The sequence below is a fragment of the Hafnia sp. HMSC23F03 genome, from assembly GCF_001816025.1.
GTDB classification, from domain to species: Bacteria; Pseudomonadota; Gammaproteobacteria; order Enterobacterales; family Enterobacteriaceae; genus Hafnia; species Hafnia paralvei.
Genome location: NZ_KV824232.1, coordinates 54187 through 78176, shown reverse-complemented (window position 1 = coordinate 78176; position 23990 = coordinate 54187). Strand labels below are relative to the sequence as shown.

The window sequence follows — 23990 nt, the reverse complement described above, 5'->3', positions numbered from 1 at the left end:
ACAGTAATTAACCGATCACAGGACAAAAAAAACCCGCCATCGGCGGGTTTTTCTATAAGAAGAGTCTAATTATTTTTTAGATTTCTTTTCCGCTTTCGCGGCTGGAGCTTTAACCGTTTCAACTTCAAGCGACTCACTGAATTCGCGGCCGTAGTAAGTATCCATCAGAATCTGCTTCAGTTCAGAGATCAGTGGGTAACGCGGGTTAGCACCGGTACACTGGTCATCGAACGCATCTTCAGACAGTTTGTCTACTTTAGCCAAGAAATCTGCTTCCTGAACGCCAGCTTCGCGGATAGATGCAGGGATACCCAGCTCTGCTTTGATGCTGTCCAACCAGGCCAACAGTTTCTCGATCTTAGCTGCAGTACGGTCGCCCGGAGCACTTAGACCCAAGTGGTCTGCGATTTCAGCATAACGACGACGAGCCTGAGGGCGATCGTACTGGCTGAAGGCAGTCTGTTTGGTTGGGTTGTCATTCGCGTTATAGCGGATCACGTTAGAGATCAGCAGGGCGTTAGCCAAACCGTGAGGGATGTGGAACTCAGAACCCAGTTTATGGGCCATTGAGTGACACACACCTAAGAAGGCGTTGGCAAATGCAATACCGGCAATAGTTGCTGCGTTATGGACACGCTCACGAGCAACCGGGTTTTTAGCGCCTTCTGCATAGCTTGCTGGCAAGTTTTCTTTCAGCAGTTTCAATGCCTGCAGTGCTTGACCATCTGAGTATTCGTTAGCCAGTACAGAAACATAAGCTTCCAGAGCATGAGTTACCGCATCCAGACCACCGAAGGCACACAGTGATTTCGGCATGTTCATGACCAAGTTAGCATCAACAATGGCCATATCTGGCGTCAGTGCATAGTCAGCTAATGGGTATTTCTGGCCTGTCGCATCATCAGTAACAACGGCAAACGGAGTGACTTCTGAACCGGTACCTGAAGTGGTAGTGACTGCGATCATTTTCGCTTTCACGCCCATTTTAGGGAATTTGTAGATACGCTTACGGATGTCCATAAAGCGCAGTGCCAGTTCTTCGAAGTGAGTTTCTGGATGCTCGTACATCACCCACATGATTTTTGCAGCGTCCATTGGTGAACCACCGCCCAGCGCGATAATCACGTCTGGCTTGAAGGAGTTCATCAGCTCTGCACCTTTACGAACGATGCTCAGCGTTGGATCAGCTTCAACCTCGAAGAACACTTCAGTTTCGATACCGTGGCCTTTCAGGACCTTCGTGATCTGATCTGCGTAGCCATTGTTGAACAGGAAGCGGTCAGTCACGATGAAGGCACGTTTTGCACCGTCAGATGCTACTTCATCCAGCGCGATTGGCAGGGAGCCACGGCGGAAGTAGATAGATTTCGGAAGTTTATGCCACAACATGTTTTCTGCTCGCTTCGCTACGGTTTTTTTGTTCATCAGGTGTTTAGGCCCGACGTTTTCAGAGATGGAGTTACCACCCCAAGAACCACAACCCAGAGTCAACGATGGAGCAAGTTTGAAGTTATACAGGTCACCGATACCACCCTGAGAAGCAGGGGTGTTAATCAGAATACGTGCAGTCTTCATTTTTTCGCCGAAGTAATTCACACGTTCAGGTTGGTTATCCTGATCGGTATACAGGCAAGAGGTGTGGCCAATGCCGCCCATCTCAACCAGTTTTTCAGCTTTAGCGACGGCTTCTTCGAAGTTTTTGGCACGATACATGGCCAGCGTTGGCGACAGTTTTTCATGAGCGAATGGCTCTGATTCGTCAACCACTTTGACTTCACCAATCAGGATCTTGGTGGTTGCAGGAACGGTGATACCCGCCATTTTCGCGATTTCAGTTGCAGGCTGACCAACGATAGCCGCGTTCAGACCGCCATTTTTCAGGATGATATCCTGAACGGCTTTCAATTCTTTACCTTGCAGCATATAGCCGCCGTGAGTAGCAAAACGCTCACGCACTGCATCATAAACAGAATCCACTACGATAACAGACTGTTCAGAAGCACAGATTACGCCGTTATCGAAGGTTTTAGACATCAGGATAGAGGCTACAACACGTTTGATATCGGCGGTTTCGTCGACAACAACCGGAGTGTTACCTGCACCTACGCCGATAGCCGGTTTACCAGAGCTGTATGCCGCTTTCACCATGCCTGGGCCACCAGTGGCCAGAATCAGGTTGATATCTGGGTGGTGCATCAGTTGGTTAGACAGCTCAACGCTAGGCTGATCGATCCAGCCGATGATGTCTTTAGGTGCGCCCGCTGCGATAGCCGCTTGTAGCACGATATCTGCCGCTTTATTCGTTGCATTTTTTGCACGAGGATGCGGGGAGAAGATGATACCGTTACGCGTTTTCAGGCTGATAAGTGCCTTGAAGATTGCTGTAGAGGTAGGGTTTGTGGTTGGAACGATACCACAGATGATGCCGATAGGTTCTGCGATAGTGATGGTACCGAAAGTATCGTCCTGAGACAGGATACCGCAGGTCTTTTCATCTTTATACGCGTTGTAGATATATTCAGAAGCGAAGTGGTTTTTAATCACTTTATCTTCCACGATACCCATACCTGATTCCTCAACGGCTAATTTAGCCAATGGGATACGGGCATCAGCGGCTGCCAGAGCGGCGGCGCGGAAGATTTTATCGACTTGCTCTTGAGTGTAATTGGCAAACTCACGCTGGGCTTTTTTTACACGCGCTACTAACGCATCCAGTTCAGCGATATTGGTTACAGCCATAATGCTCTCCTGATAATGTTAAACTTTTTTAGTCAATGAGCCGCACAAGCAACAAGTATAGACAGATAAATGCGCTTTCTTTCAGAAACTACATGCATTGAAAAGTTCCTGTTGGCTGATTTGCTAAAACAGCTTAGCTAGCAGTGGAGAAGTAAAGCCTGTGTTAAACTTGAACAGTTTGGCTTTCTGCTAATCAGTGGGCTGAATGATGATAGCAGCCCTTTACTGTGATACTGAGCTTAACCATTCTTGGGTAGTTGTTTTGTGATATGCATCACAAAAATACCAAGCTGACACCTTTCAGCAATGTGAGATTGAGACGGTTTCTCATTAGTAACCAAGTACACTGAATTTTGCAGCGAAGTATCGATAAAATAAAACATTTTAGCAACATTTGGGCGTTTTTCTGCCATCCACAAACCAGCTGCAAGAAATTAGTCTTAGAGCATAGATCAAGGCCTGTATTTCCATTACATTAGCGCCGCAAGAACGTATCCTTTTTCTTGTTATTTGTTGGCATTGTTCCACGTAATGATGCCTTGAATGACAGAAGCGTTATTTAACATGGTTTTTGGAGAGCATGGTGAGCCAGTCTTTGCTGGATTTATCTGGTTATATTAAGTTTTTTGTCGGGCTCTTTGCGCTGGTGAACCCGGTGGGCATTTTGCCCGTGTTTATCAGCATGACGAGCTATCAGGCTGTTGCTGCGCGTAATAAAACCAATCTGACAGCCAACATGTCAGTTGCCATCATTCTTATCTCCTCTCTATTACTGGGCGACTCGATACTGATGTTCTTTGGTATCTCGATCGATTCTTTCCGAATTGCGGGTGGGATCTTGGTCGTAACCATTGCAATGTCGATGATTAGCGGCAAGCTGGGTGAGGATAAGCAGAACAAGCAAGAAAAATCAGAAACTGCGATCCGAGAAAACGTCGGCGTGGTACCGCTGGCGCTGCCGCTAATGGCGGGGCCGGGGGCGATCAGCTCAACGATTGTTTGGAGCTCTCGCTATCATGGGTGGCAGAACCTGCTTGGTTTTTCTGTCGCAATCATCGTTTTTGCCTTTTGCTGTTGGCTGTTATTTCGAGCGGCACCCTTACTCGTCCGCCTTTTAGGCCAAACGGGAATTAACGTTATCACGCGAATTATGGGCTTGCTATTAATGGCGTTAGGTATTGAGTTTATCGTCACCGGCCTGCGTTCTATTTTCCCTGGTTTGCTATAAGCTCAGGCGATCGTTATCGACGTTTTATAAAACCGCTGTTGGCCATGCCAATGGCGGTTTTTTTATCTAAAAAAACGCGCAGACAAAAATATTACCAATCACTTTTTCAAATCATAAATCTGCTGAATTTCAATAGTTTCGCATCATCCTTACGATGACTCAGTGATTTAATGTGCACATTTTTTGTGCAAAAAATCACATCACAACATTCTGTCATATCTACCAAAGAGTGCGTGTATAAAACGCTCATGGGATCATGGGTGGTTGAATATTCTTACATTTACTCATTAAGCGGTGTATTGCTTCATAAGTAACACCAAGCCTGAATGATTCGATTTATCTCAGCACATGATAAAAAGATATTATGTTATATCAGCGAGTTAACATTGATCTTTTGATCCCTCCGGTGCAGTCTGTTGAGAGGCCAAAAATAAAATTTAGAGAATTGCGTAACATTTTAATAAAAATAATTCGCAGTGATTTTAACCATCTGTTAGCTTTTGGGCTTAATCACTGTGCTTTAGGCCGATGATAAAACATTCTGCTGCCATCTTTATCGTTATGAGAATGGTGTGAGTCGCGGATTCATTCATGATCATCCAGAGAACGTGCTGACCTTGCGTTCTCGGCATAAAAGATAGAGGTCTTTTTACTACCACATTCCGTATCAACAAATTCGTTCCTTGCTGATATGGAGATAAATCTCAACCCAGGTTTTTTTGAACGGCAATAACGCGGTGACTGAATCTGCGATGTCGTTCTCAACACCAAGGGGAATAACAACAGTTGGCGTGCTCTGACGAGCATTCTATAAATGGGGAGTGGGTATACAATGAGCAAACACATCAAAAAGAACTTATTAGCCGTAAGCGTTATGGCTGCACTCGGTATTTTCACTGCGGCACAGGTTCAAGCTGCGGATGTACCGGCCGGCGTGAAACTCGCGGCCAAGCAAGAGTTAGTCAAAAATAATGGTTCGGAAGTTCAATCTCTCGATCCGCATAAAATTGAAGGCGTGCCAGAGAACAACGTTACTAATGACTTAATGGAAGGCCTGACTCAGCACGATACTCAGGGTAAAACGATTCCAGGCACAGCGGCAAGTTGGGACAACAAAGATTTCAAAGTTTGGACCTTCCACATTCGCCCAGATGCTAAATGGTCTAATGGTAAGCCAGTGACTGCTGAAGACTTTGTGTATAGCTGGCAGCGTATTGTCGATCCTAAAACGGCGTCACCTTACGCGAGCTATTTGCAGTACGCACACGTTGAGAACGTAGACGATATCATCGCAGGCAAAAAAGACAAATCGACGCTGGGCGTTAAGGCGCTGGACGATAAGACTTTCCAAGTGACGTTAACTGAACCGGTGCCGTACTTGGCTGAGATGACTTCCCACTATGCGATGAAGCCGGTGAATAAAGAGGCCGTTGAAAAATTTGGCGACAAATGGACGCTGCCTGAAAATTACGTCAGCAACGGTGCTTATAAATTAAAAGATTGGGTGGTCAACGAACGTATTGTTTTGGAACGTAACCCCGAATATTGGGATAACGCGAAAACGGTAATTAATAAAGTTACCTTCCTGCCTATTGCGTCTGAAGTGACTGACGTTAACCGCTACCGTACCGGCGAAATCGATCTCACCTATAACAACATGCCGATTGAGCTGTTCCAGAAATTGAAAAAAGAGATCCCGAACGAAGTTAAAGCCGATCCGTATCTGTGTACCTATTACTATGAGATTAATAACCAGAAACCACCGTTTAATGATGAGCGCGTGCGTGAAGCGCTAAAATTAGGTTTGGATCGCGATATCATCGTTAATAAAGTGAAAAATCAGGGCGATCTGCCAGCCTATGGTTTCACGCCTCCTTATACAGACGGAGCTAAGTTGACGCCGCCAGAATGGTTTGGGTGGTCACAGGAAAAACGTAATGAGGAAGCCAAAAAACTATTGGCTGAAGCCGGTTATGGCCCAGATAAACCCTTAACGTTTAATCTGCTCTACAACACTTCCGATCTGCATAAAAAGTTGGCTATTGCCGCAGCATCGATTTGGAAAAAGAATTTGGGCGTTAACGTTAAGTTAGAAAACCAAGAGTGGAAGACCTTCCTCGATACCCGTCATCAGGGCACCTACGATGTTTCTCGTGCTGGCTGGTGTGCTGACTACAACGAGCCTAGCTCCTTCTTAAACATGATGCTGTCTGACAGCAGCAGTAACACCCCGCACTATAAGAGCGCGGCTTTCGACAAAATTATGGCGGGGGCTCTGCAAACTAATAGCAAAGAAGCTCGCGCGGGCGTCTATCAGCAAGCTGAACAGCAGTTGGATAAAGACTCCGTTATCGTCCCTGTGTTCTATTACGTGAATGCGCGTCTGGTGAAACCTTACGTGGGTGGTTATACCGGCAAAGACCCGCAAGATAACGTTTACGACAAAAACCTGTACATTATTGAGCACTAAAATACTCGCTGCATCAACGTCGTAGTGATATTCCTACGGCGTTGATAATAGATATTACCCCAAATAATTCGCGTTACGGGTAGTTGGCAAGAGCGCTTATTCCCAGAAGCATACTCAGGTAAGTGGCTGGAATAAGTGAGAGCAGCTGACGCTCACAACATGAAGTATGACGGGAATAGATGCAGTTGTGGCGGGGGAAACTCCGCCACTGTTCAAAAATATAATCAGCCTCAAGGCTGAAGCGCAGGGCTAGGGCAATGTTAAAATTTATCTTTCGTCGTTTGCTAGAAGCAATACCGACACTTTTCATCCTGATCACCATCTCTTTCTTTATGATGCGTTTGGCGCCTGGGAGTCCGTTCACCGGCGAGCGTGCACTGCCACCTGAAGTTTTGGCAAATATCGAAGCTAAATATCATTTAAACGACCCTATCTGGAAACAGTACGGCCATTATCTGGTGCAATTAGGCCACGGTGATTTTGGTCCTTCCTTTAAATATAAAGATTATTCGGTAAACGATTTAGTGAGTGCATCGTTTCCTGTGTCTGCCAAATTAGGTTTTGCTGCATTTATCTTGGCGGTCGTTTTAGGCGTGACGGCGGGGGTATTGGCTGCGCTTAAACAAAATAGCAAATGGGACTACGCGGTGATGGGGGTAGCCATGACCGGTGTGGTGATACCGAGTTTTGTCGTAGCGCCGTTACTGGTATTAATTTTTGCGATTCAGTTAAAGTGGTTACCGGGCGGTGGTTGGAATGGCGGTGCGCTTAAATTCATGATCCTGCCGATGGTGGCGCTCTCTCTGGCTTATATTGCCAGCATTGCGCGTATTACGCGTGGATCAATGATTGAAGTCCTGCACTCCAACTTTATTCGTACCGCGCGCGCTAAAGGCTTGCCAATGCGCCGCATCATTTTACGTCATGCGCTGAAACCCGCTCTGCTGCCGGTGCTCTCTTATTTAGGCCCAGCCTTCGTCGGTATTATTACCGGCTCAATGGTGATTGAAACTATTTATGGCTTACCGGGAATTGGTCAACTGTTTGTTAACGGTGCGCTGAACCGCGACTATTCCTTGGTTTTAAGCCTCACTATTTTGGTTGGCGCGCTGACCATTCTGTTTAACGCGATTGTCGATGTGCTTTATGCCGTCATCGATCCGAAAATTCGCTACTGATTCGGGAGATCGCATATGTTACTGAATAAAAAAAATGCGCAGGTAGTCGAAAGCTTCGGCGAACAGCTCGAAGTGGAAGGCCGTAGCCTATGGCAAGATGCGCGCCGTCGTTTTGTTCATAACCGCGCGGCGCTGGCTAGTCTGTTCGTACTTGGTCTGATCGCGCTATTTGTGGTTTTTGCGCCTATGCTGTCGCAGTTTGCTTATGACGATACTGATTGGGGCATGATGTCAGCAGCGCCGGATATGGAGTCTGGGCACTACTTTGGTACGGATTCCTCTGGGCGCGACCTGTTGGTGCGTGTGGCAATTGGTGGCCGAATTTCTCTGATGGTCGGTATTGCTGCGGCATTGGTTGCTGTCGTCGTAGGGACTTTATACGGTGCCATGGCGGGTTATATCGGGGGTAAAACCGATTCCGTGATGATGCGTTTGCTGGAAATTCTCAACTCCTTTCCATTTATGTTTTTCGTGATCCTGCTGGTGACCTTCTTTGGCCAAAATATCCTGCTGATCTTTGTCGCTATCGGTATGGTGTCATGGCTGGATATGGCGCGTATCGTACGTGGCCAAACGCTGAGCCTGAAGCGCAAAGAGTTTATTGAAGCGGCGCTGGTGGGCGGTGTTTCTACGCGAAAAATCGTGACTCGTCATATTGTTCCCAACGTGCTGGGTGTGGTGGTTGTTTATGCATCACTGTTAGTGCCAAGCATGATCCTGTTTGAATCCTTCCTAAGTTTCTTAGGATTGGGGACACAGGAGCCGCTAAGCAGCTGGGGGGCACTGTTAAGCGACGGTGCGAACTCAATGGAAGTTTCGCCATGGCTGCTGATGTATCCGGCTGCGTTTCTGGTCGTGACGCTGTTCTGTTTCAACTTTATCGGCGACGGTCTGCGTGATGCCCTCGACCCGAAAGACCGTTAAGGAGTTCTACGATGATGACAACAGATAAAAGCGCTGAGCGACTGCTCGCGGTAAAAGATCTTCGTGTGACGTTCTCAACGAATGACGGCGATGTGACGGCGGTAAACGATTTAAACTTCTCGCTGCGCGCGGGTGAAACCCTCGGCATCGTTGGTGAGTCTGGCTCTGGCAAATCCCAAACGGCGTTTGCGCTTATGGGGCTGTTGGCACAAAACGGCCGCATCGGTGGCTCCGCATTGTTCAACGGGCGCGAGATCCTCAACTTACCGGAGAAACAGCTCAACAAGCTACGCGCCGAAGAAATTGCGATGATCTTCCAAGATCCGATGACGTCACTCAACCCGTATATGCGGGTAGGGGAGCAACTGATGGAAGTGCTGATGCTGCACAAAGGCATGAGCAAAGCGCAGGCGTTTGAAGAGTCAGTTCGGATGTTGGATGCGGTTAAAATGCCAGAAGCGCGTAAGCGTATGCGCATGTTTCCGCATGAGTTTTCAGGTGGTATGCGCCAGCGCGTAATGATAGCGATGGCGTTACTGTGCAGGCCTAAACTGCTGATTGCCGATGAACCAACGACGGCGCTGGATGTGACGGTTCAGGCGCAGATCATGACGCTGCTTAATGAGCTGAAAAGCGAATTTAACACCGCGATTATTATGATTACTCACGATCTCGGCGTTGTCGCTGGTATTTGTGACAAAGTGCTGGTGATGTATGCGGGGCGAACCATGGAATATGGTCAAGCGCGTGACGTATTTTATGCGCCAAGCCATCCTTATTCGATTGGCTTACTCAATGCGGTTCCTCGTTTGGATGGCGAAAACGAATCTTTGTTAACGATCCCCGGTAATCCTCCTAATCTGCTGCGTTTGCCAAAAGGCTGTCCGTTCCAACCGCGCTGCCCACATGCGACTGAGCAGTGCATGCAGATGCCGCCGTTGGAAAGTTTTGGTGAAGGACGCCTACGAGCCTGCTTTAGAACGGTGGAGGAATTGGCATGAGTCAGAGCAGCGAAAATAAAAAAGTATTGCTCGAAGTGACCGATCTGAAAGTGCACTTCGACGTTAAAGATAATAAAGCATGGTTCTGGCAGCCCGCAAAAACCCTGAAAGCCGTTGATGGTGTCACCCTACGCTTGTACGAAGGGGAAACTTTAGGCGTGGTAGGGGAGTCCGGCTGCGGTAAATCGACCTTTGCGCGCGCGCTCATTGGTTTGGTCAAAGCCACCGATGGACGCGTTGCATGGCTGGGCAAAGATTTGCTAGGGATGGATGCTAAGCACTGGCACGAAGTGCGTAATGATATCCAGATGATTTTCCAAGATCCGTTGGCGTCGTTAAATCCGCGAATGACCATTGGTGAAATTATCGCCGAGCCGTTGAAAACCTATCATCCGAAAATGTCGCGTCAGGAAGTGAAAGATCGCGTCAGAAATATGATGATGAAAGTCGGGCTATTGCCTAACTTGATTAACCGATACCCACATGAGTTTTCCGGCGGTCAATGCCAACGTATCGGGATTGCGCGTGCGTTGATCCTTGAACCTAAGCTGATCATCTGTGACGAACCGGTTTCTGCACTTGATGTATCCATTCAGGCCCAGGTCGTTAATTTATTGCAGCAATTGCAGCGCGAAATGGGGCTATCTCTCATCTTCATTGCTCATGATTTAGCCGTGGTGAAACATATCTCCGACCGCGTTTTGGTGATGTATTTAGGGCATGCCGTTGAGTTGGGAACCTATGATGAGGTGTACCACAATCCTCAGCATCCTTATACGAAAGCGCTGATGTCTGCGGTACCCGTTCCCGATCCTGATCTGGAGCGCAACAAGAAAATCCAGCTGTTGGAAGGGGAATTACCTTCTCCTATTAATCCACCGTCAGGCTGTATTTTCCGCACTCGTTGTCCGATCGCGGGGCCTGAATGTGCGTTGACGCGTCCGCTGATGGAAGGCAGCTTCCGGCATGCGGTTTCGTGTCTGAAAGTGGATCCGCTCTAAAAGCGATCCAAGAGCTTAAACCCAAGGGCGCAGTTTAGAGCTGCGCCTTCTTCCTTTTAAAAGCGGGAGTTAATCGTATCATTATCGCCTGATTTTCCCGCACTTGACGATTTGTCTCCTACTCAAGCTTGAAAGCCGAGCGCGCTCTACTCATACTGCAAGCACTAGATTTTTATCTCTATTGATTCTTTAAGGATATTTGTCATGGCAGAAGAAACTATTTTCAGCAAAATTATTCGTCGTGAGATCCCTTCTGATATCGTGTATCAGGACGATTTAGTCACTGCATTCCGAGATATCTCTCCGCAGGCGCCAAGCCATATTCTCATTATCCCCAATCAGCTGATCCCTACGGTTAACGACGTTAAGCCAGAACACGAAGCTGCGCTGGGGCGCATGATCACCGTGGCGGCGAAAATTGCACAGCAGGAAGGGATTTCTGAAGATGGTTACCGCCTGATCATCAACTGTAATCGTCATGCAGGGCAAGAGGTTTACCACATCCATATGCATCTGCTGGGTGGCCGTGCATTAGGTCCGTTGCTTGCTCGCTAACCTTTAGCGTTCCTGTTTTGCTATAACACAATGTCATTAACCGGAGTTCATCGTTATGCGCGTTTCATTCACTGGTTTTGCTCTGGCGGCGTTCTTACCGTTGGCACTCTTGGCTGGCTGTAGCACGCCGAGTCATATTGCCGTGAGTGATGGACAGCGGGTAGTGATGGATCCTTCTGTGCTGACTGCAGGCATCACGGCGGACAATCCAACGGTTTCTTCGGGAGATATCTACCCGGTTGCGTATGCCAATGTGAGCTACGGGCAGGAACAAAAGCCGATTACGCTTAACTACCGTTTCTATTGGTATGATGTGAAGGGACTGGATATTTTCCCCCACGAGCCGCCGCGCACCATTACGTTAAAACCAGGGCAGAATATCCGTCTGGAATCGACCAGTGCCAATACCCGCGCAAAACAGGTTCGTCTTTACCTCTATCTGTAAATTTGGCCAATACCTCATGGGAGAGGGATGATGAAAAAGTTTTTATCTGTGGCGTTTGCCGCGTTGCTGCTGGCGGGCTGTCAACTCCCGACAAAGCAGGGCAGTGAAACAACGACCGAACCGGAGCAACCAACGCAAACTCAGCCTCCTGTCACCGCGCCCACTACGCCGGTAGAACAGCCACCGGTTACCACCGTACCAACGCCGCCGAAGGTGCAGAGCTTTAACTGGAACGCAAGCTTAACGCCGCTGATTAATCAGATGCTGGGCTCACCGGATGTGACTGCGGGTAGCGTATTGTTAGTCGACAACGTACAAAACCAAACTAACGGAAGTATTCAGGTATCCAACGCGACCGCGGAGCTGAAAAAGGCGCTGCAGCAGGGCAATAAATTCACGCTGGTTCCAGCTAACCAAGTGACTAGTGCTAAACAGTCGTTAGGGTTATCCGCAGAAGATAGTTTAGGTTCACGCCGTAAGGCGATTGGTCTGGCGCGTATCGTTAATGCACAGTATGTGCTGTATAGCGCGGTAGACGGCGATGTGCAATCACCCAAAATTGCGATGCAGCTGATGTTGGTTCAAACCGGCGAAATCATTTGGTCGGGTAATGGGGTAGTGACTCGTTGAGCCTATGTCGAACGTGTTTGAATCATCACTGACTTCCGTGCGGGCCGTTCTGGCCCGCCGTTTTTCGTTGGTTGACCCACAAGAGTGGCAAATATCTCAAGTTGAAGGGCTGACCGGCATTAACTGGAAAGTTTCAACGCCCGAGGGCCATGCCTATCTGCTGCGTCCACAAACGCAACAAAAAACACAGCTAGGTATCAATCGCAAGCGTGAATCACGTGCGCTGAGGTTAGCCGCTGATGCCGCTATTGCGCCACTGAGCTTAGGCATTGACGCTGGCTGGTTGATTACCGAATGGATTCACGGCCAAGCACTCACTGATACCAATTGCTTTTCTCATCTGCCAGCGTTAGCAGAAAAAATAGTGGCGTTACATCGGCTTAAGCCAACGGGCCAAGCACGCGATTTTCACCGTCATTGCCAGCGTTATTATCAGTTAAGTTCACCTCACGGTTTCACTCCGCAAGCGCTCAGCATTCATCAATATTGGCAGTCGCGTGCGTTACCTATGCCGCTTAAATTCGCGCTACTGCATATGGATATCCATCCGGGAAATATCATTCAAACATCCAGTGGGCTGCGCCTTATCGATTGGGAATATGCCGCGGTAGGTGATATCGCGTTGGATCTGGCGGCGATGTATCGTAGTTTCGGCTGGGGGGAACCGCAGCAGCGCTATTTTACCGATTTGTATGTGCGGGCAGGCGGTTACGCAGACATAGAAAAATTGCAACAACATGTTCAATGCTGGTTACCCCGCGTCGATTATATGGCGTGGTTATGGTATGAAGTGCGCTGGCAGCAATCAAAACAGAATTCATTTCGTGAGGCCGCCAATCTGTTGCTATCACAGTTGCTCGCTCAGAGAGAAGCGGGATGCTAGCCAGTAACGCCGCACGTGACAACATAGCGAAGGCGTCAATGCGCGCCGCAAAGTTAAATTGATAAGGAGATTCCTTGTGGGTCCAGTAATGTTGGATGTGGCAGCCTATGAGTTGGATGCCGAAGAACGTGAGATTTTGCAGCATCCGCTGGTCGGGGGATTAATTCTATTCACCCGTAATTTCCATGATGCGCAACAGCTTCGTGAGCTGGTACGCCAAATCCGCGCTGCATCGCGTAATCACCTAGTGATTGCCGTCGATCAGGAGGGAGGCCGCGTTCAGCGTTTCCGTGAGGGGTTCACCCGTTTACCCGCGGCTCAGTCTTTTGCTGCGTTAAATAGCGATGCCGAAGGGCGCAGATTAGCCCAAGAAGCGGGGTGGCTCATGGCTTGCGAAATGATAGCCATGGATATCGATATCAGCTTTGCACCGGTGCTGGATTTAGGCCACGGCAGCGCGGCGATTGGCGAACGCTCGTTCCATGAAAAGCCAGAAATCGCAGTGCGTATGGCGGAAAGTTTTATTGATGGTATGCATGAAGCAGGCATGAAAACCACCGGCAAACATTTCCCCGGTCACGGTGCAGTGACCGCCGATTCGCATAAAGAAACGCCAATTGACCCTCGTCCGCTGGAAGAAATCATTAATCATGATATGGTTATTTTTAACCAGCTGAATTCGCGCGGTAAACTGGACGCCGTAATGCCCGCTCATGTGATTTATCCGCAGGCCGATGCGCGCCCTGCAAGCGGTTCTCCATACTGGCTAAAGCAGGTATTACGCCAACAGCTAGGCTTTAACGGCGTGATCTTCTCTGACGATTTGTCGATGGAAGGTGCTGCTGTCATGGGGAGCTACGCAGAGCGTGGTCAGGCTTCGCTAGACGCGGGCTGCGACATGATTTTGGTGTGCAATCACCGAGAGGGTGCCGTCAGCGTGTTGGATAATTTGGCACCGATCACCGCAGAGCGTGTTAGCTCGCTGTATCATAATGGTAAATTAACGCGTGAAGAGCTGATGGCTTCACCGCGCTGGAAAGCGGCGCATCAAGAATTAGAGCAGCTTCATCAGCGTTGGGTGGACAGCAAAGCATAAATACCGGCGCTTAAATCACAATAACGCAAGGCGGCATGACGTTAGCCGCTGTTTGGGAGCAGTGAGAACATGATTATTTATCTTCACGGTTTTGATTCCACCAGTCCAGGTAATCACGAAAAAGTGATGCAGCTGCAGTTCATCGATCCCGATGTGCGTTTGATTAGCTACAGTACTCGACACCCGCGCCACGATATGCAGCACCTGCTGAAAGATGTGGATAAAGTTGTGCAGCAGGCTGGCGATAATCATGCGCTGATTTGCGGCGTAGGCCTTGGCGGTTTCTGGGCAGAACGCATCGGCTATTTATGCGGTATTCGTCAGGTGATGTTTAACCCGAATCTGTTCCCGCAAGAAAATATGATGGGTAAGATTGATCGGCCTGAAGAGTATTTAGATATTGCGACCAAGTGCGTGGAGAACTTTCGGGAAAAAAATCGCGAGCGCTGTTTGGCGGTGCTTTCTCGTCACGATGAAGTGCTAAATAGCCAACGTAGCGCAGAGCACCTGCAGCCTTTCTATGAAATTGTGTGGGACGAACAGCAGACGCACAAATTTAAAAGCCTGTCGCAGCATCTGCAAAAAATTCGGGCGTTTAAAACGGTGTCTTAAGTAAGACCGTGAGAATTTAGGCGTTTCACATCCAGCTTCAGCATTCTGTTGAAGCTTTTTTTATCTCATCCTTTTGTCTGGTGAATAGTTTAAGCATGCTGGCCTAAAAGTGAGCTGGATTAATTTGCTATGGTGAATGTCAGCCATCTCGGGCCAAAAGACAGGGTGACGTTGTATCCTTTTGGCTACCACGAGATGTCTGCGTCGGCGTTTCACGCGCTTGTGGCTTATGATTATGACCGTTCGTTTTAGTCCGCTTGGGCGGATACGCGTATCTTGTAAGTCTTGTTGTTAAGTAAGTGATAGATAATTTTACTCATTGCTCTGAGCTGATGCCCAGAGCCAAGACGGAGTTAGTTATGACTGATATCGCTAAATTATTAGGTAAAGAAGCCAATTCCCTGCTCGAACATCGCTGCACGACTATTCCATCAGACCAGCTCTATCTCCCCGGTGCCGATTTTGTTGATCGTGTGATGATCGACAATAACCGCTCGCCGCGAGTGCTCGCCGCCATGCAAAATCTGTATAACACAGGGCGCTTAGCGGGTACGGGTTATCTTTCTATCCTACCTGTCGATCAGGGCGTGGAACACTCTGCTGGGGCTTCCTTTGCAGCTAACCCGCTCTATTTCGATCCAAAGAATATTGTCGAGCTGGCTATTCAGGCTGGCTGTAACTGCGTGGCGTCAACCTACGGCGTATTAGCCGCGGTTTCGCGTCGCTATGCACATAAAATTCCTTTCTTGGTCAAACTGAACCACAACGAAACGTTAAGCTATCCAACGCAGTATGATCAGACTCTGTATGCCAGCGTAGAACAGGCGTTTAATCTGGGTGCTCAGGCCGTAGGGGCAACGATTTATTTTGGTTCAGCAGAGTCACGCCGCCAAATTGAAGAAATCTCAGCGGCTTTTGAACGTGCGCATGAGTTGGGCATGGTTACGGTGCTATGGGCTTACCTGCGAAATCCAGCATTTGTTAAAGATGGCGTAGATTACCACTCTAGCGCCGATTTAACTGGGCAGGCTAACCATTTGGCCGCAACGATTGGGGCCGATATTGTGAAGCAAAAAATGGCTGAAAATAACGGTGGCTATAAAGCCGTTAAATTTGGCTATACCGATGAGCGAGTGTATACCAAACTCACCACCGACCATCCAATCGATCTGGTGCGCTATCAGTTGGCGAATTGCTATATGGGGCGTGCCGGTTTAATTAACTCCGGCGGTGCTGCTGGTGAAAATGACATTCAAGAATCGGTGCGAACCGCGGTGATCAATAAACGTGCCGGTGGCATGGGGTTGATTTTGGGACGTAAAGCGTTCAAAAAATCGATGAAGGATGGCGTCGCGTTAATCAACGCGGTGCAGGACGTGTATTTAGATAAGAAGGTGACTATCGCTTAACCGAAAGCGAGGTGGCTGAGAATAGTTGGCTTAGAAAAATAGGCTAAAAAAAGCGGGCTCAGTCAGAACGACTGGGCCCGCTTTATGATGGACTGAGGGCAAAAGGTGATGAAGATGCTTTAGCGGCCTGCCTTCAGCTTCTGGAAGTAGTTCTCATAAATTTCGCTGGCGCTACCCACGTCGTTTTGCCACTCACCATGAGCGATGGTGTCAGCATCAGGGTAGAGTGATTTATCGCCAGAGATGGATGCTGGCAGCATCTTCTGAGCCGCTAAGTTCGGTGTTGGATAGCCGATAGTTTTGGCAACCTGTACCGCAATATCAGGGCGAAGCAGGAAGTTAATCAGCTTCAAGGCACCTTCAGGATTCTTCGCGTTAGCGGGAATAGATAGGCTGTCCATCCAGAAAATCCCGCCTTCTTTCGGCCAAATCACCTCTAGCGGCGTACCAGCTTCACGTGCAACGTATGCCGAGCCATTCCAGACCATCCCCAGATTGACTTCGCCTTCCATGTAGGGGTTAGCAGGGTTATCAGAGTTAAAAGCCAGCACGTTTGGCATCAGCTTTTTCAGCTCTTCATAAGCCGCTTCGATCTGTTTAGGGTCAGTGGTGTTACCTGAGTATCCCAGTTTCAGCAGAGCCATTTGGAAAACTTCGCGTGCATCGTCGGTGAGCAGCAAGCTACCTTTATATTCTGGCTTCCATAGGTCAGCCCAACTGGTGACGCTTTTAGGATCGATGGCATCCGAGTTAACACCAATCGCGGTTGCACCCCAGATATAGGGAATGGAGTAGTCATTCTCTGGGTCGAAAGGCTTGTGCAGCAGATTCGGGTCCAGATTATGGAAGTTGCTTAGCTTAGATTTGTCGATCTTTTGCAGCATGCCTTCTTTACTCATTTTGGAAACAAAATAAGTGGAAGGAACCACCAGATCGTATGCACCACTTTTATACGTCTTCAGCTTGGCATACATGGTTTCATTGGACTCGTAGGTGGAATAAATCACCTTGATGCCGGTTTCCTTGGTGAACTGCTCTAACAGTCCCGGCGGCACATATTCAGTCCAGTTATAGAAATAGACAGTATTATTGTCATTTTCCGTTTTCGGCGCATCGGCAGCGATTGCGGCATTAACTCCCAAAGCCAACAAACCTGCGGCTACCAGAGGTGACCACTTTTTCATTCAGCGTATCCCTATAGTGAAGGTCGAAATAAAGAGAAAATCTCTATGGGTCCTGCATGGAACACTTCGACAAGAACACATGTTTTCGCGGGAGTTGTACCATCAGGGCGGCCATTATAGGAGCGGGGGGGCGTGGGGTAAAGCAAGGGGATGGATTAGGTTTTACGGGCCGTGGCAAATAAATGGGTTTCCGCCGCCAATGCATCCCATTGGCGGCAGACAGATGTCAATTTAGCCTAGCCGATCGTCTGGCGGTGGATTTTGCTTTTGTTGGATCGCATAGGCTTTCTCATGTTCCCCTTGTTTACGGGCATAGAACATCAAAATGCTTAAGCTGATAATAAAGGTTGCCGTCAGCTTAATATTTTCTGCCCCAGACAATGCGACGAAGCAGAAAATACAGCCTAATGTCGCTGCCATAACGCTGACGATATTTTTCAGCGATGCTCCTTCCATACGAATTAACGCCACGCAGGAGTAGAAATACGGCAGCATGGTCAGCAGAACCGCGATGCCAATAAGCTCGCCAAAAATATCGGAAGAGTTGCTGCCTTTCGCACTCATGAAGGTCATGAATGCCATCAACAACGTCATTTTTATGGCCGAGAGGATGATGCCTTTACGCGGCACGCCGTGGCTATCCACTTCGCCGTATATTTTAGGGAAGTTTCCGTCGCGCGCAGCGCGAACACCGGCCTGACCGACCAACATCATCCACGAGCCCAGCGCTGCCAAACAGGCAAATGCGGTAAAGGCAGATACCACTGGCGCAGCCCATGAGCCAATCATCATCGAGGTACTGGCGGCGAAAGGCGCACCGGTTTTCGACATCACTTCAGCTGGGAACATCCCGCTCATGACCTGTGTTGCCAGAATATACACAATCCCAGCTAATGCGGTACCCAGCATGGTTGCGATAGGAACGGTGCGCTGCGGGTTTTTCACCAGACCCGAACTGACGGCCGCGGATTCCACGCCGACAAACGCCCATAGGCAAATCAGGATGCTGTGCATAATCGCTTTGCTGTCCGCTTGGCCGGAGGTATTCCAGTTCGCCTGATACAGCGTAGGGTCAAACCAATGCCAGCCGGCGACGGCGGTACCAATGACGGGAACGAGGACGAGGATCAGTCCCAGCGTGGTCAAGCGACTCACCCAGTTGCCTCCCATCATGTTCACCAACGCCATAATCCAGATAATGACGATACTGGCAATACCAGCAGGGATCGGCTGATTAAGCGCGGGGAAGAAGACCGAAAGATAGGCGACACCGGCAAGACAGTCGGCGAGATTACCTATCCAGTTAGCATGGTAGTACAGCACGGCGGTTTGGAAGCCAAATGCGGGGCCTAAACGGCCAGCATAGGCGATAGGTCCGCCAACCTGTGGATCGCGCGTGGTTAAACGTGCAAACACATATGCCAATGACATGGCACCGATCAATGTAATAAACCATCCGAAGAGAGCGATAGAACCAATTTTGGCGAGGTTCGCAGGTAGGAGGGCGATACCGCTCCCCATCATGTTACCTGCGACGATACCGGTACACGCTATCAGCCCGATTTTTTTAGAAGACGCCATTTTAGCCCCGTTAACATCAGCATTTAGCTATGTTCCCTCACGGCACGCTGTCGTTTGATATTGAAAATCCCTGGGTGAGAATTATATGACAAATTGAGACACGTATCACATTTGCAAATGGGTTAACGACAATGCATTGAGCTAAAACAGTTTTGAGTCACAACCGATGTTGTAATGAACAATGTAAACCGAGTTGTCTTGCACTAAAGCTAGCACAGGAATGCAAAAAAGGCGCTCTGGGCGCCTTTCATGTTGAATCAGTATTCTTAATTAAAGTGGCTTGGATGCCGTCCTGTCGCGCAGTATGAACTGACTCCCTAGTACCAGAACCAGCGATAATACTAGCAGGATGGTTGCCAGCGCGTTGACCTCTGGAGAGACGCCCACTTTCACCATTGAGTAGATTTTCAAGGGTAAAATTTCATAGCTTGGGCCGGTCACAAATGAGGAAACAACCACATCATCCATGGATAGCGTGAAGCTCAGTAACCAGCCAGCTGCGACAGCAGGCATGGCGAGCGGCAAAAGAATTTTGTGCAGAATAATGACTTCGCTAGCGCCAAGATCTTTGGCCGCCTCCAGCATACGCACGTCAAAACCCTTTAGGCGTGAATATACGGTGACCACGACAAAGGGCAGGCAGAAGGTGATATGCGAGAACAGCAGTGACCAAAAGCCTAAAGAAACCCCCAGTAGCATGAACAGCACCAGCAGCGAAATCGCCATCACGATATCCGGTGACATCATCACAACGAATAGCATTCCGCTGACAAAAGGTTTGCCGCGGAAGCGATAGCGGAACAGCGCTACGGCGGTCAGTGAGCCGATCAGCGTCGCAAAGGTGGCAGAGAGCACCGCCATCGTGATCGAATGACCTGCGGCCTGCAGCAAGCTGTCATTGTTCATCAACGTGCTGTACCAATCGAAGGTGAATCCCTTCCAATTGATGCCAAAACGAGAGCTATTAAACGAGTTAGCGATCAGAATAATAATAGGAATATATAAATAGGCATAGACGATGGACATAAATCCACCGCGCAGCAGGCGTCCGATCATTCCAGTTCCACCTTTTTATTCATTAATTTCCCGACGCGATAATAGATATACAGCAGAATTCCCATCACCAGCGTTAAACATATGCTGGTCGCCGCGCCGAAGGGCCAGTCGCGGATATTTAGGAACTGGCTTTTTATCACGTTGCCAATCAGGAGGTTCTTCGCACCGCCCAGCAGGTCAGAGACGTAGAACAGCCCCAATGATGGCAGCATGACCAACAATGAGCCTGCAACAATCCCCGGCATGGTTAATGGGATAATAATACGAATAAAGGTTTGTAGCTTATTAGCCCCCAAATCACGTGCGGCCTCCAGCACTGATTTATCGAGTTTCTCAATACTGGAATAGAGCGGCATCACCATAAACGGCAATAGGATATAAATCAGCCCCAGAATAACCGCTTCTGGTGTATACATAATCCGTAAAGGCGTATCGATAATTCCGGTCCACAAAAGAAACTCGTTCAGATAACCACGGGTGCTGAGAAATAATTTCAGGCCATAAATACGTATGAGTGAATTTGTCCAGAATGGAACAATCAGCAAAAACAGCAGAAGAGGGCGTACTCTCTCGGGTAGGCGAGCAAGAATAAAGGCAAAAGGATACCCGATCACCAAACAACATAGCGTGGCGATGACGGCCATATTGAGCGAGTGCAACAACACTTCGGCATACAGCGGATCAAATAAACGCGTGTAGTTATCGAGAGAGAACACCATCTTGACCAGATGAGCGTCATCACGCGTTAGGAAGCTGGTGGCGATAATCATCAGATTCGGCATAAAGACGAATAGCACCAGCCAAGCGACCACGCCGGTGATCACCACATTCTGGAAATACTTACGCGACTTCTTCATCAGCCAGCACCACCTCCCAGCTTTCGACCCAAGTCACGGCCATTTTTTGATTCAGTGAATGATCCACATCGGGATCGTCTTCATTAAAGAACTCGCTGACCAGCACCATCTTGCCGTTTTCCAGTTCGACGGTTGATTCCAGCGTCATACCTTTATAGTTACGCTCGCGGACATAGCCGATGATGCCATCGACATGCTGACCGTGGTGTATTTCTTCAACGCGCACGTCTTCAGGGCGAAGTAACACGTTCAGTTTATCGCCAGGGCTGACTTCCATTGCCGCATCCACATAAATATTGCACTCGCGACCTTCAACATTGGCCCTCACGCGATGCTCATCAACGCGGTGCAGCACTTCCGCATCGAATATGTTGATTTCTCCGATGAAGCTGGCGACAAACAGATTTTTCGGCTCTTCATAAATCTCACGCGGCGTACCGTCCTGCTCGATTTTACCGTCGCGCATCACCACGATACGGTCGGACATCGTCAGTGCTTCTTCCTGATCGTGCGTGACAAAGATAAAGGTAATCCCCAGCTTACGCTGTAACGCTTTAAGCTCGTTCTGCATCTGCTTACGTAGCTTGTAATCCAACGCGGAGAGTGACTCATCCAGCAGGAGCACCCTTGGCTTATTTACTACCGCGCGCGCAATGGCGACACGCTGTTGCTGACCACCAGAGAGCTGATGAGGACGACGCTGAGCAAACTCTTCCAACTGAACCATGCGTAACGCTTCCAAAGCGCGCGGCTTAATTTCTGCCTCGGGTCTTTTTTGCATACGTAGGCCAAAGGCGACGTTGTCGAGCACGGTCATATGCGGAAACAACGCATAACTTTGAAATACGGTGTTTACGTGTCGCTGTTCAGCGGGGAGGTGAGTGATATCTTCACCGTCCAGAATCACTCGACCGTCATCGACGTCTTCCAAACCGGCAATAAGACGCAAAACGGTGGTTTTTCCGCAGCCAGAAGGGCCGAGAATGGTCAAGAACTCGCCATGATTAATCGTGAGGTCAAGGTCAGTGATGATATCTTTATCATCGAAAGACTTGCGGATACCTGCCAAACGGACAACAGGCTGTGATGCTGCGTTAGAACCTAGAGAGGATATCTCAGTCATTTATTTGCTACTCTATCCCGGTGTGAATTGCAGATAGAACCGCCGCTGAAAAGACTGTTATCCCTTTCATCGCTGAAAGGTAAGAGCAGGTAGACTCAAGCTAGATCAATGAGTCAGGCAGCTCAAAACCAGCGGCGCCAATCAAAAATTAAGGCGCGAATGATAGACTGTGTGAACTATAATTAAAAGCCAGCCCGCTAATAAATCCTGATTTTCCCGCCTTACAGCCACCATGATGCACTAATTTACCTCGAATGGGGCAAAAATCCTGTGAAACGGCTATTTTTATTCAGTATTACTTTCTTTACTTTCTTTACTTTGTTTAACTTCAGCTAAAAATGACCTGACGCAATATTTCAGTTTTGTCGCCTCCGCATAATGTAAAACCTATGATGAGGGCAAGGGGTTTTTCCCATAATGAGATGTATACCCGTCATACTTCAAGCTGCATGCGCGTTGGCTACGCTCGTTCACCCGAATCACTTACCGAGAGTAAGCTCATCGGGGTTCACTCAATTGCCGCCTTCCTGCAACTCGAATGATTTAGGGTTTTACAGTGCAATCGCCTTGCAAAAGTCCACGCTTGACGTTGTTTGGCTCGCCCACTAGTCGATTATTTATCCTACGCGGCACTTGTCCTTCCTTCTTTGCCCCCCTGCAGCAAGAATGATGCGGACTGTGACGAATAATGAATTATTGCGAGACACTTTATGAATAACTTACTCGACCGCTTTTTTAATTATGTTTCTTTCGACACACAGTCAAAATCCGGCGTTCGTCAGGTCCCGAGTACCGATGGTCAGATGAAGTTAGCACGGGCGCTGAAAGCAGAATTAGTCGAATTAGGCTTTGAACAGGTTACCTTAAGCGATCACGGGTGCGTGATGGCAACGCTGCCCTCTAACGTTAGCTGGAAAGCGCCGACGATCGGTTTTATCTCCCATTTAGATACGGCCCCTGACGCCAGTGGCAAAAATGTTAATCCACAAATCGTCGAAAACTATCGCGGTGGAGATATTGCGTTGGGTATTGGTGACGAAGTGCTGTCGCCTGTGATGTTCCCTGTATTGCACCAGTTGCTTGGTCAGACGCTGATCACCACCGATGGTAAAACGTTGCTGGGGGCTGATGATAAAGCGGGGATTGCCGAAATCGTGACGGCGATGCTACGTCTTAAACACAATAACGTACCTCATGGTGATATCCGCATCGCATTTACGCCGGATGAAGAAGTGGGTAAGGGCGCACAGTTTTTCGATGTGGAGGCCTTTGACGCGGAGTGGGCATACACCGTGGATGGCGGCGGCGTGGGCGAATTGGAGTGCGAGAATTTCAATGCCGCATCGGTCACTATCAAGATCGTAGGCAACAACGTGCATCCGGGAACGGCAAAGGGCGTGATGGTGAATGCATTGTCGCTGGCGGCACGTATCCATAACGAATTACCACCGGAACAAACGCCTGAGAATACCGAAGGCTATGAAGGCTTCTATCATTTGGCTTCGATGAAAGGCACGGTAGAGAAAGCCGAAATGCATTACATCGTGCGTGATTTCAGCCGTGAAGGTTTTGAAGCACGTAAGAAAACCATTATGGATATAGCCAAAAAGGTGGGCAAAGGTCTCCATCGCGACTGCTATATTGAAGTGACGTTGGATGACAGCTACTACAACATGCGTGATGAAGTGGCAAAACATCCACATATCATTGAGCTAGCGCAGCAGGCGATGCACGATGTTGGCATTGAGCCAATCATGTGTCCGATTCGCGGCGGTACAGATGGTGCTCAGCTTTCATTCCGCGGCCTGCCTTGTCCGAATCTGTTTACCGGTGGCTATAATTTCCATGGCAAACACGAGTTCATCACGCTCGAAGGCATGGAAAAAGCCGTTTCGGTTATTATGCGCATTGCTGAGTTGACCGCGCTGAAAGCCAAAGGCTAGCAACAAAAAAGCCGCTGAAAATCAGCGGCTAAAATAAACAGACACAGCGGCAATAAATCGTTATACCCAGAATCG

20 protein-coding genes are annotated in these 23990 nt (G+C 48.7%); 14 read left to right on the top strand and 6 right to left on the bottom strand.

Annotated features, from left to right (window positions below; all coding sequences use genetic code 11):
- Nucleotides 1–69 precede the first annotated feature (69 nt).
- Nucleotides 70–2739, bottom strand: coding sequence for a bifunctional acetaldehyde-CoA/alcohol dehydrogenase (gene adhE / locus HMPREF3091_RS14220; protein WP_070716543.1), 2670 nt, complete (start codon nucleotides 2737–2739; stop codon nucleotides 70–72).
- 583 nt (nucleotides 2740–3322) lie between these two features.
- Here adhE and HMPREF3091_RS14215 point away from each other — a divergent pair.
- The 13 genes from HMPREF3091_RS14215 to fbaB all read left to right on the top strand — a co-directional run bounded on the left by HMPREF3091_RS14215 (nucleotide 3323) and on the right by fbaB (nucleotide 16171).
- The gene (locus HMPREF3091_RS14215) at nucleotides 3323–3967 is read left to right on the top strand and encodes a YchE family NAAT transporter (RefSeq protein ID WP_035503488.1); all 645 of its coding nucleotides are present in this window, start codon (nucleotides 3323–3325) and stop codon (nucleotides 3965–3967) included.
- 832 nt (nucleotides 3968–4799) lie between these two features.
- Nucleotides 4800–6437 (top strand): oligopeptide ABC transporter substrate-binding protein OppA, encoded by a 1638-nt coding sequence (gene oppA / locus HMPREF3091_RS14210; protein ID WP_070716541.1) that lies wholly within the window; start codon nucleotides 4800–4802, stop codon nucleotides 6435–6437.
- A 257-nt stretch (nucleotides 6438–6694) separates the two neighbouring features.
- On the top strand, nucleotides 6695–7615 hold the full coding sequence (oppB, locus tag HMPREF3091_RS14205) for an oligopeptide ABC transporter permease OppB (RefSeq protein ID WP_004093077.1): 921 nt from the start codon (nucleotides 6695–6697) through the stop codon (nucleotides 7613–7615).
- Nucleotides 7616–7630: 15 nt separating this feature from the next.
- Nucleotides 7631–8539, top strand: a complete 909-nt coding sequence (oppC, locus tag HMPREF3091_RS14200) for an oligopeptide ABC transporter permease OppC (RefSeq protein ID WP_004093079.1) — start codon at nucleotides 7631–7633, stop codon at nucleotides 8537–8539.
- Nucleotides 8540–8550: 11 nt separating this feature from the next.
- Entirely contained in the window at nucleotides 8551–9540 is a 990-nt protein-coding gene (locus HMPREF3091_RS14195) for an ABC transporter ATP-binding protein (RefSeq protein WP_004093081.1), read from the top strand.
- Nucleotides 9537–10541, top strand: a complete 1005-nt coding sequence (oppF, locus tag HMPREF3091_RS14190; RefSeq protein WP_004093083.1) for a murein tripeptide/oligopeptide ABC transporter ATP binding protein OppF — start codon at nucleotides 9537–9539, stop codon at nucleotides 10539–10541. Before HMPREF3091_RS14195 ends, oppF begins: the two co-directional genes overlap by 4 nt.
- A gap of 204 nt (nucleotides 10542–10745) precedes the next feature.
- Nucleotides 10746–11096: a purine nucleoside phosphoramidase gene (gene hinT / locus HMPREF3091_RS14185; protein ID WP_004093085.1), complete on the top strand. Its 351-nt coding sequence runs from the start codon at nucleotides 10746–10748 to the stop codon at nucleotides 11094–11096.
- A 55-nt stretch (nucleotides 11097–11151) separates the two neighbouring features.
- The gene (locus tag HMPREF3091_RS14180; RefSeq protein ID WP_004093087.1) at nucleotides 11152–11541 is read left to right on the top strand and encodes a YcfL family putative periplasmic lipoprotein; all 390 of its coding nucleotides are present in this window, start codon (nucleotides 11152–11154) and stop codon (nucleotides 11539–11541) included.
- A gap of 30 nt (nucleotides 11542–11571) precedes the next feature.
- Nucleotides 11572–12171: a penicillin-binding protein activator LpoB gene (lpoB, locus tag HMPREF3091_RS14175; protein WP_070716539.1), complete on the top strand. Its 600-nt coding sequence runs from the start codon at nucleotides 11572–11574 to the stop codon at nucleotides 12169–12171.
- Between the two features lie 4 nt (nucleotides 12172–12175).
- Nucleotides 12176–13054 (top strand): phosphotransferase, encoded by an 879-nt coding sequence (locus HMPREF3091_RS14170; protein WP_070716538.1) that lies wholly within the window; start codon nucleotides 12176–12178, stop codon nucleotides 13052–13054.
- 76 nt (nucleotides 13055–13130) lie between these two features.
- Complete coding sequence (nagZ, locus tag HMPREF3091_RS14165) at nucleotides 13131–14150, top strand: beta-N-acetylhexosaminidase (protein ID WP_008813717.1); 1020 nt, start codon at nucleotides 13131–13133, stop codon at nucleotides 14148–14150.
- A gap of 69 nt (nucleotides 14151–14219) precedes the next feature.
- Nucleotides 14220–14762, top strand: coding sequence for an alpha/beta hydrolase YcfP (gene ycfP / locus HMPREF3091_RS14160; RefSeq protein ID WP_070716536.1), 543 nt, complete (start codon nucleotides 14220–14222; stop codon nucleotides 14760–14762).
- 359 nt (nucleotides 14763–15121) lie between these two features.
- The gene (gene fbaB / locus HMPREF3091_RS14155) at nucleotides 15122–16171 is read left to right on the top strand and encodes a class I fructose-bisphosphate aldolase (RefSeq protein WP_070716535.1); all 1050 of its coding nucleotides are present in this window, start codon (nucleotides 15122–15124) and stop codon (nucleotides 16169–16171) included.
- Nucleotides 16172–16290: 119 nt separating this feature from the next.
- Here the strand turns inward: fbaB and potD are convergent, their stop codons facing one another.
- The 5 genes from potD to potA form a co-directional block, all read right to left on the bottom strand.
- On the bottom strand, nucleotides 16291–17355 hold the full coding sequence (potD, locus tag HMPREF3091_RS14150) for a spermidine/putrescine ABC transporter substrate-binding protein PotD (RefSeq protein WP_070716533.1): 1065 nt from the start codon (nucleotides 17353–17355) through the stop codon (nucleotides 16291–16293).
- Between the two features lie 231 nt (nucleotides 17356–17586).
- Nucleotides 17587–18936, bottom strand: a complete 1350-nt coding sequence (gene cadB, locus HMPREF3091_RS14145; RefSeq protein WP_004093103.1) for a cadaverine/lysine antiporter — start codon at nucleotides 18934–18936, stop codon at nucleotides 17587–17589.
- Nucleotides 18937–19206: 270 nt separating this feature from the next.
- Nucleotides 19207–19992 carry a spermidine/putrescine ABC transporter permease PotC gene (gene potC, locus HMPREF3091_RS14140; RefSeq protein ID WP_070716531.1) on the bottom strand — a complete coding sequence of 262 codons (786 nt, stop codon included), beginning with the start codon at nucleotides 19990–19992 and terminating at the stop codon, nucleotides 19207–19209.
- Nucleotides 19989–20849 (bottom strand): spermidine/putrescine ABC transporter permease PotB, encoded by an 861-nt coding sequence (gene potB, locus HMPREF3091_RS14135; protein ID WP_004093110.1) that lies wholly within the window; start codon nucleotides 20847–20849, stop codon nucleotides 19989–19991. Before potB ends, potC begins: the two co-directional genes overlap by 4 nt.
- The gene (gene potA / locus HMPREF3091_RS14130; protein WP_004093112.1) at nucleotides 20833–21972 is read right to left on the bottom strand and encodes a spermidine/putrescine ABC transporter ATP-binding protein PotA; all 1140 of its coding nucleotides are present in this window, start codon (nucleotides 21970–21972) and stop codon (nucleotides 20833–20835) included. The genes potB and potA overlap by 17 nt, the downstream gene beginning before the upstream one ends.
- A gap of 710 nt (nucleotides 21973–22682) precedes the next feature.
- On the opposite strand from potA, the gene pepT reads away from it, so the two are divergent.
- Nucleotides 22683–23915: a peptidase T gene (gene pepT / locus HMPREF3091_RS14125; RefSeq protein ID WP_008813710.1), complete on the top strand. Its 1233-nt coding sequence runs from the start codon at nucleotides 22683–22685 to the stop codon at nucleotides 23913–23915.
- Nucleotides 23916–23990: the final 75 nt, after the last annotated feature.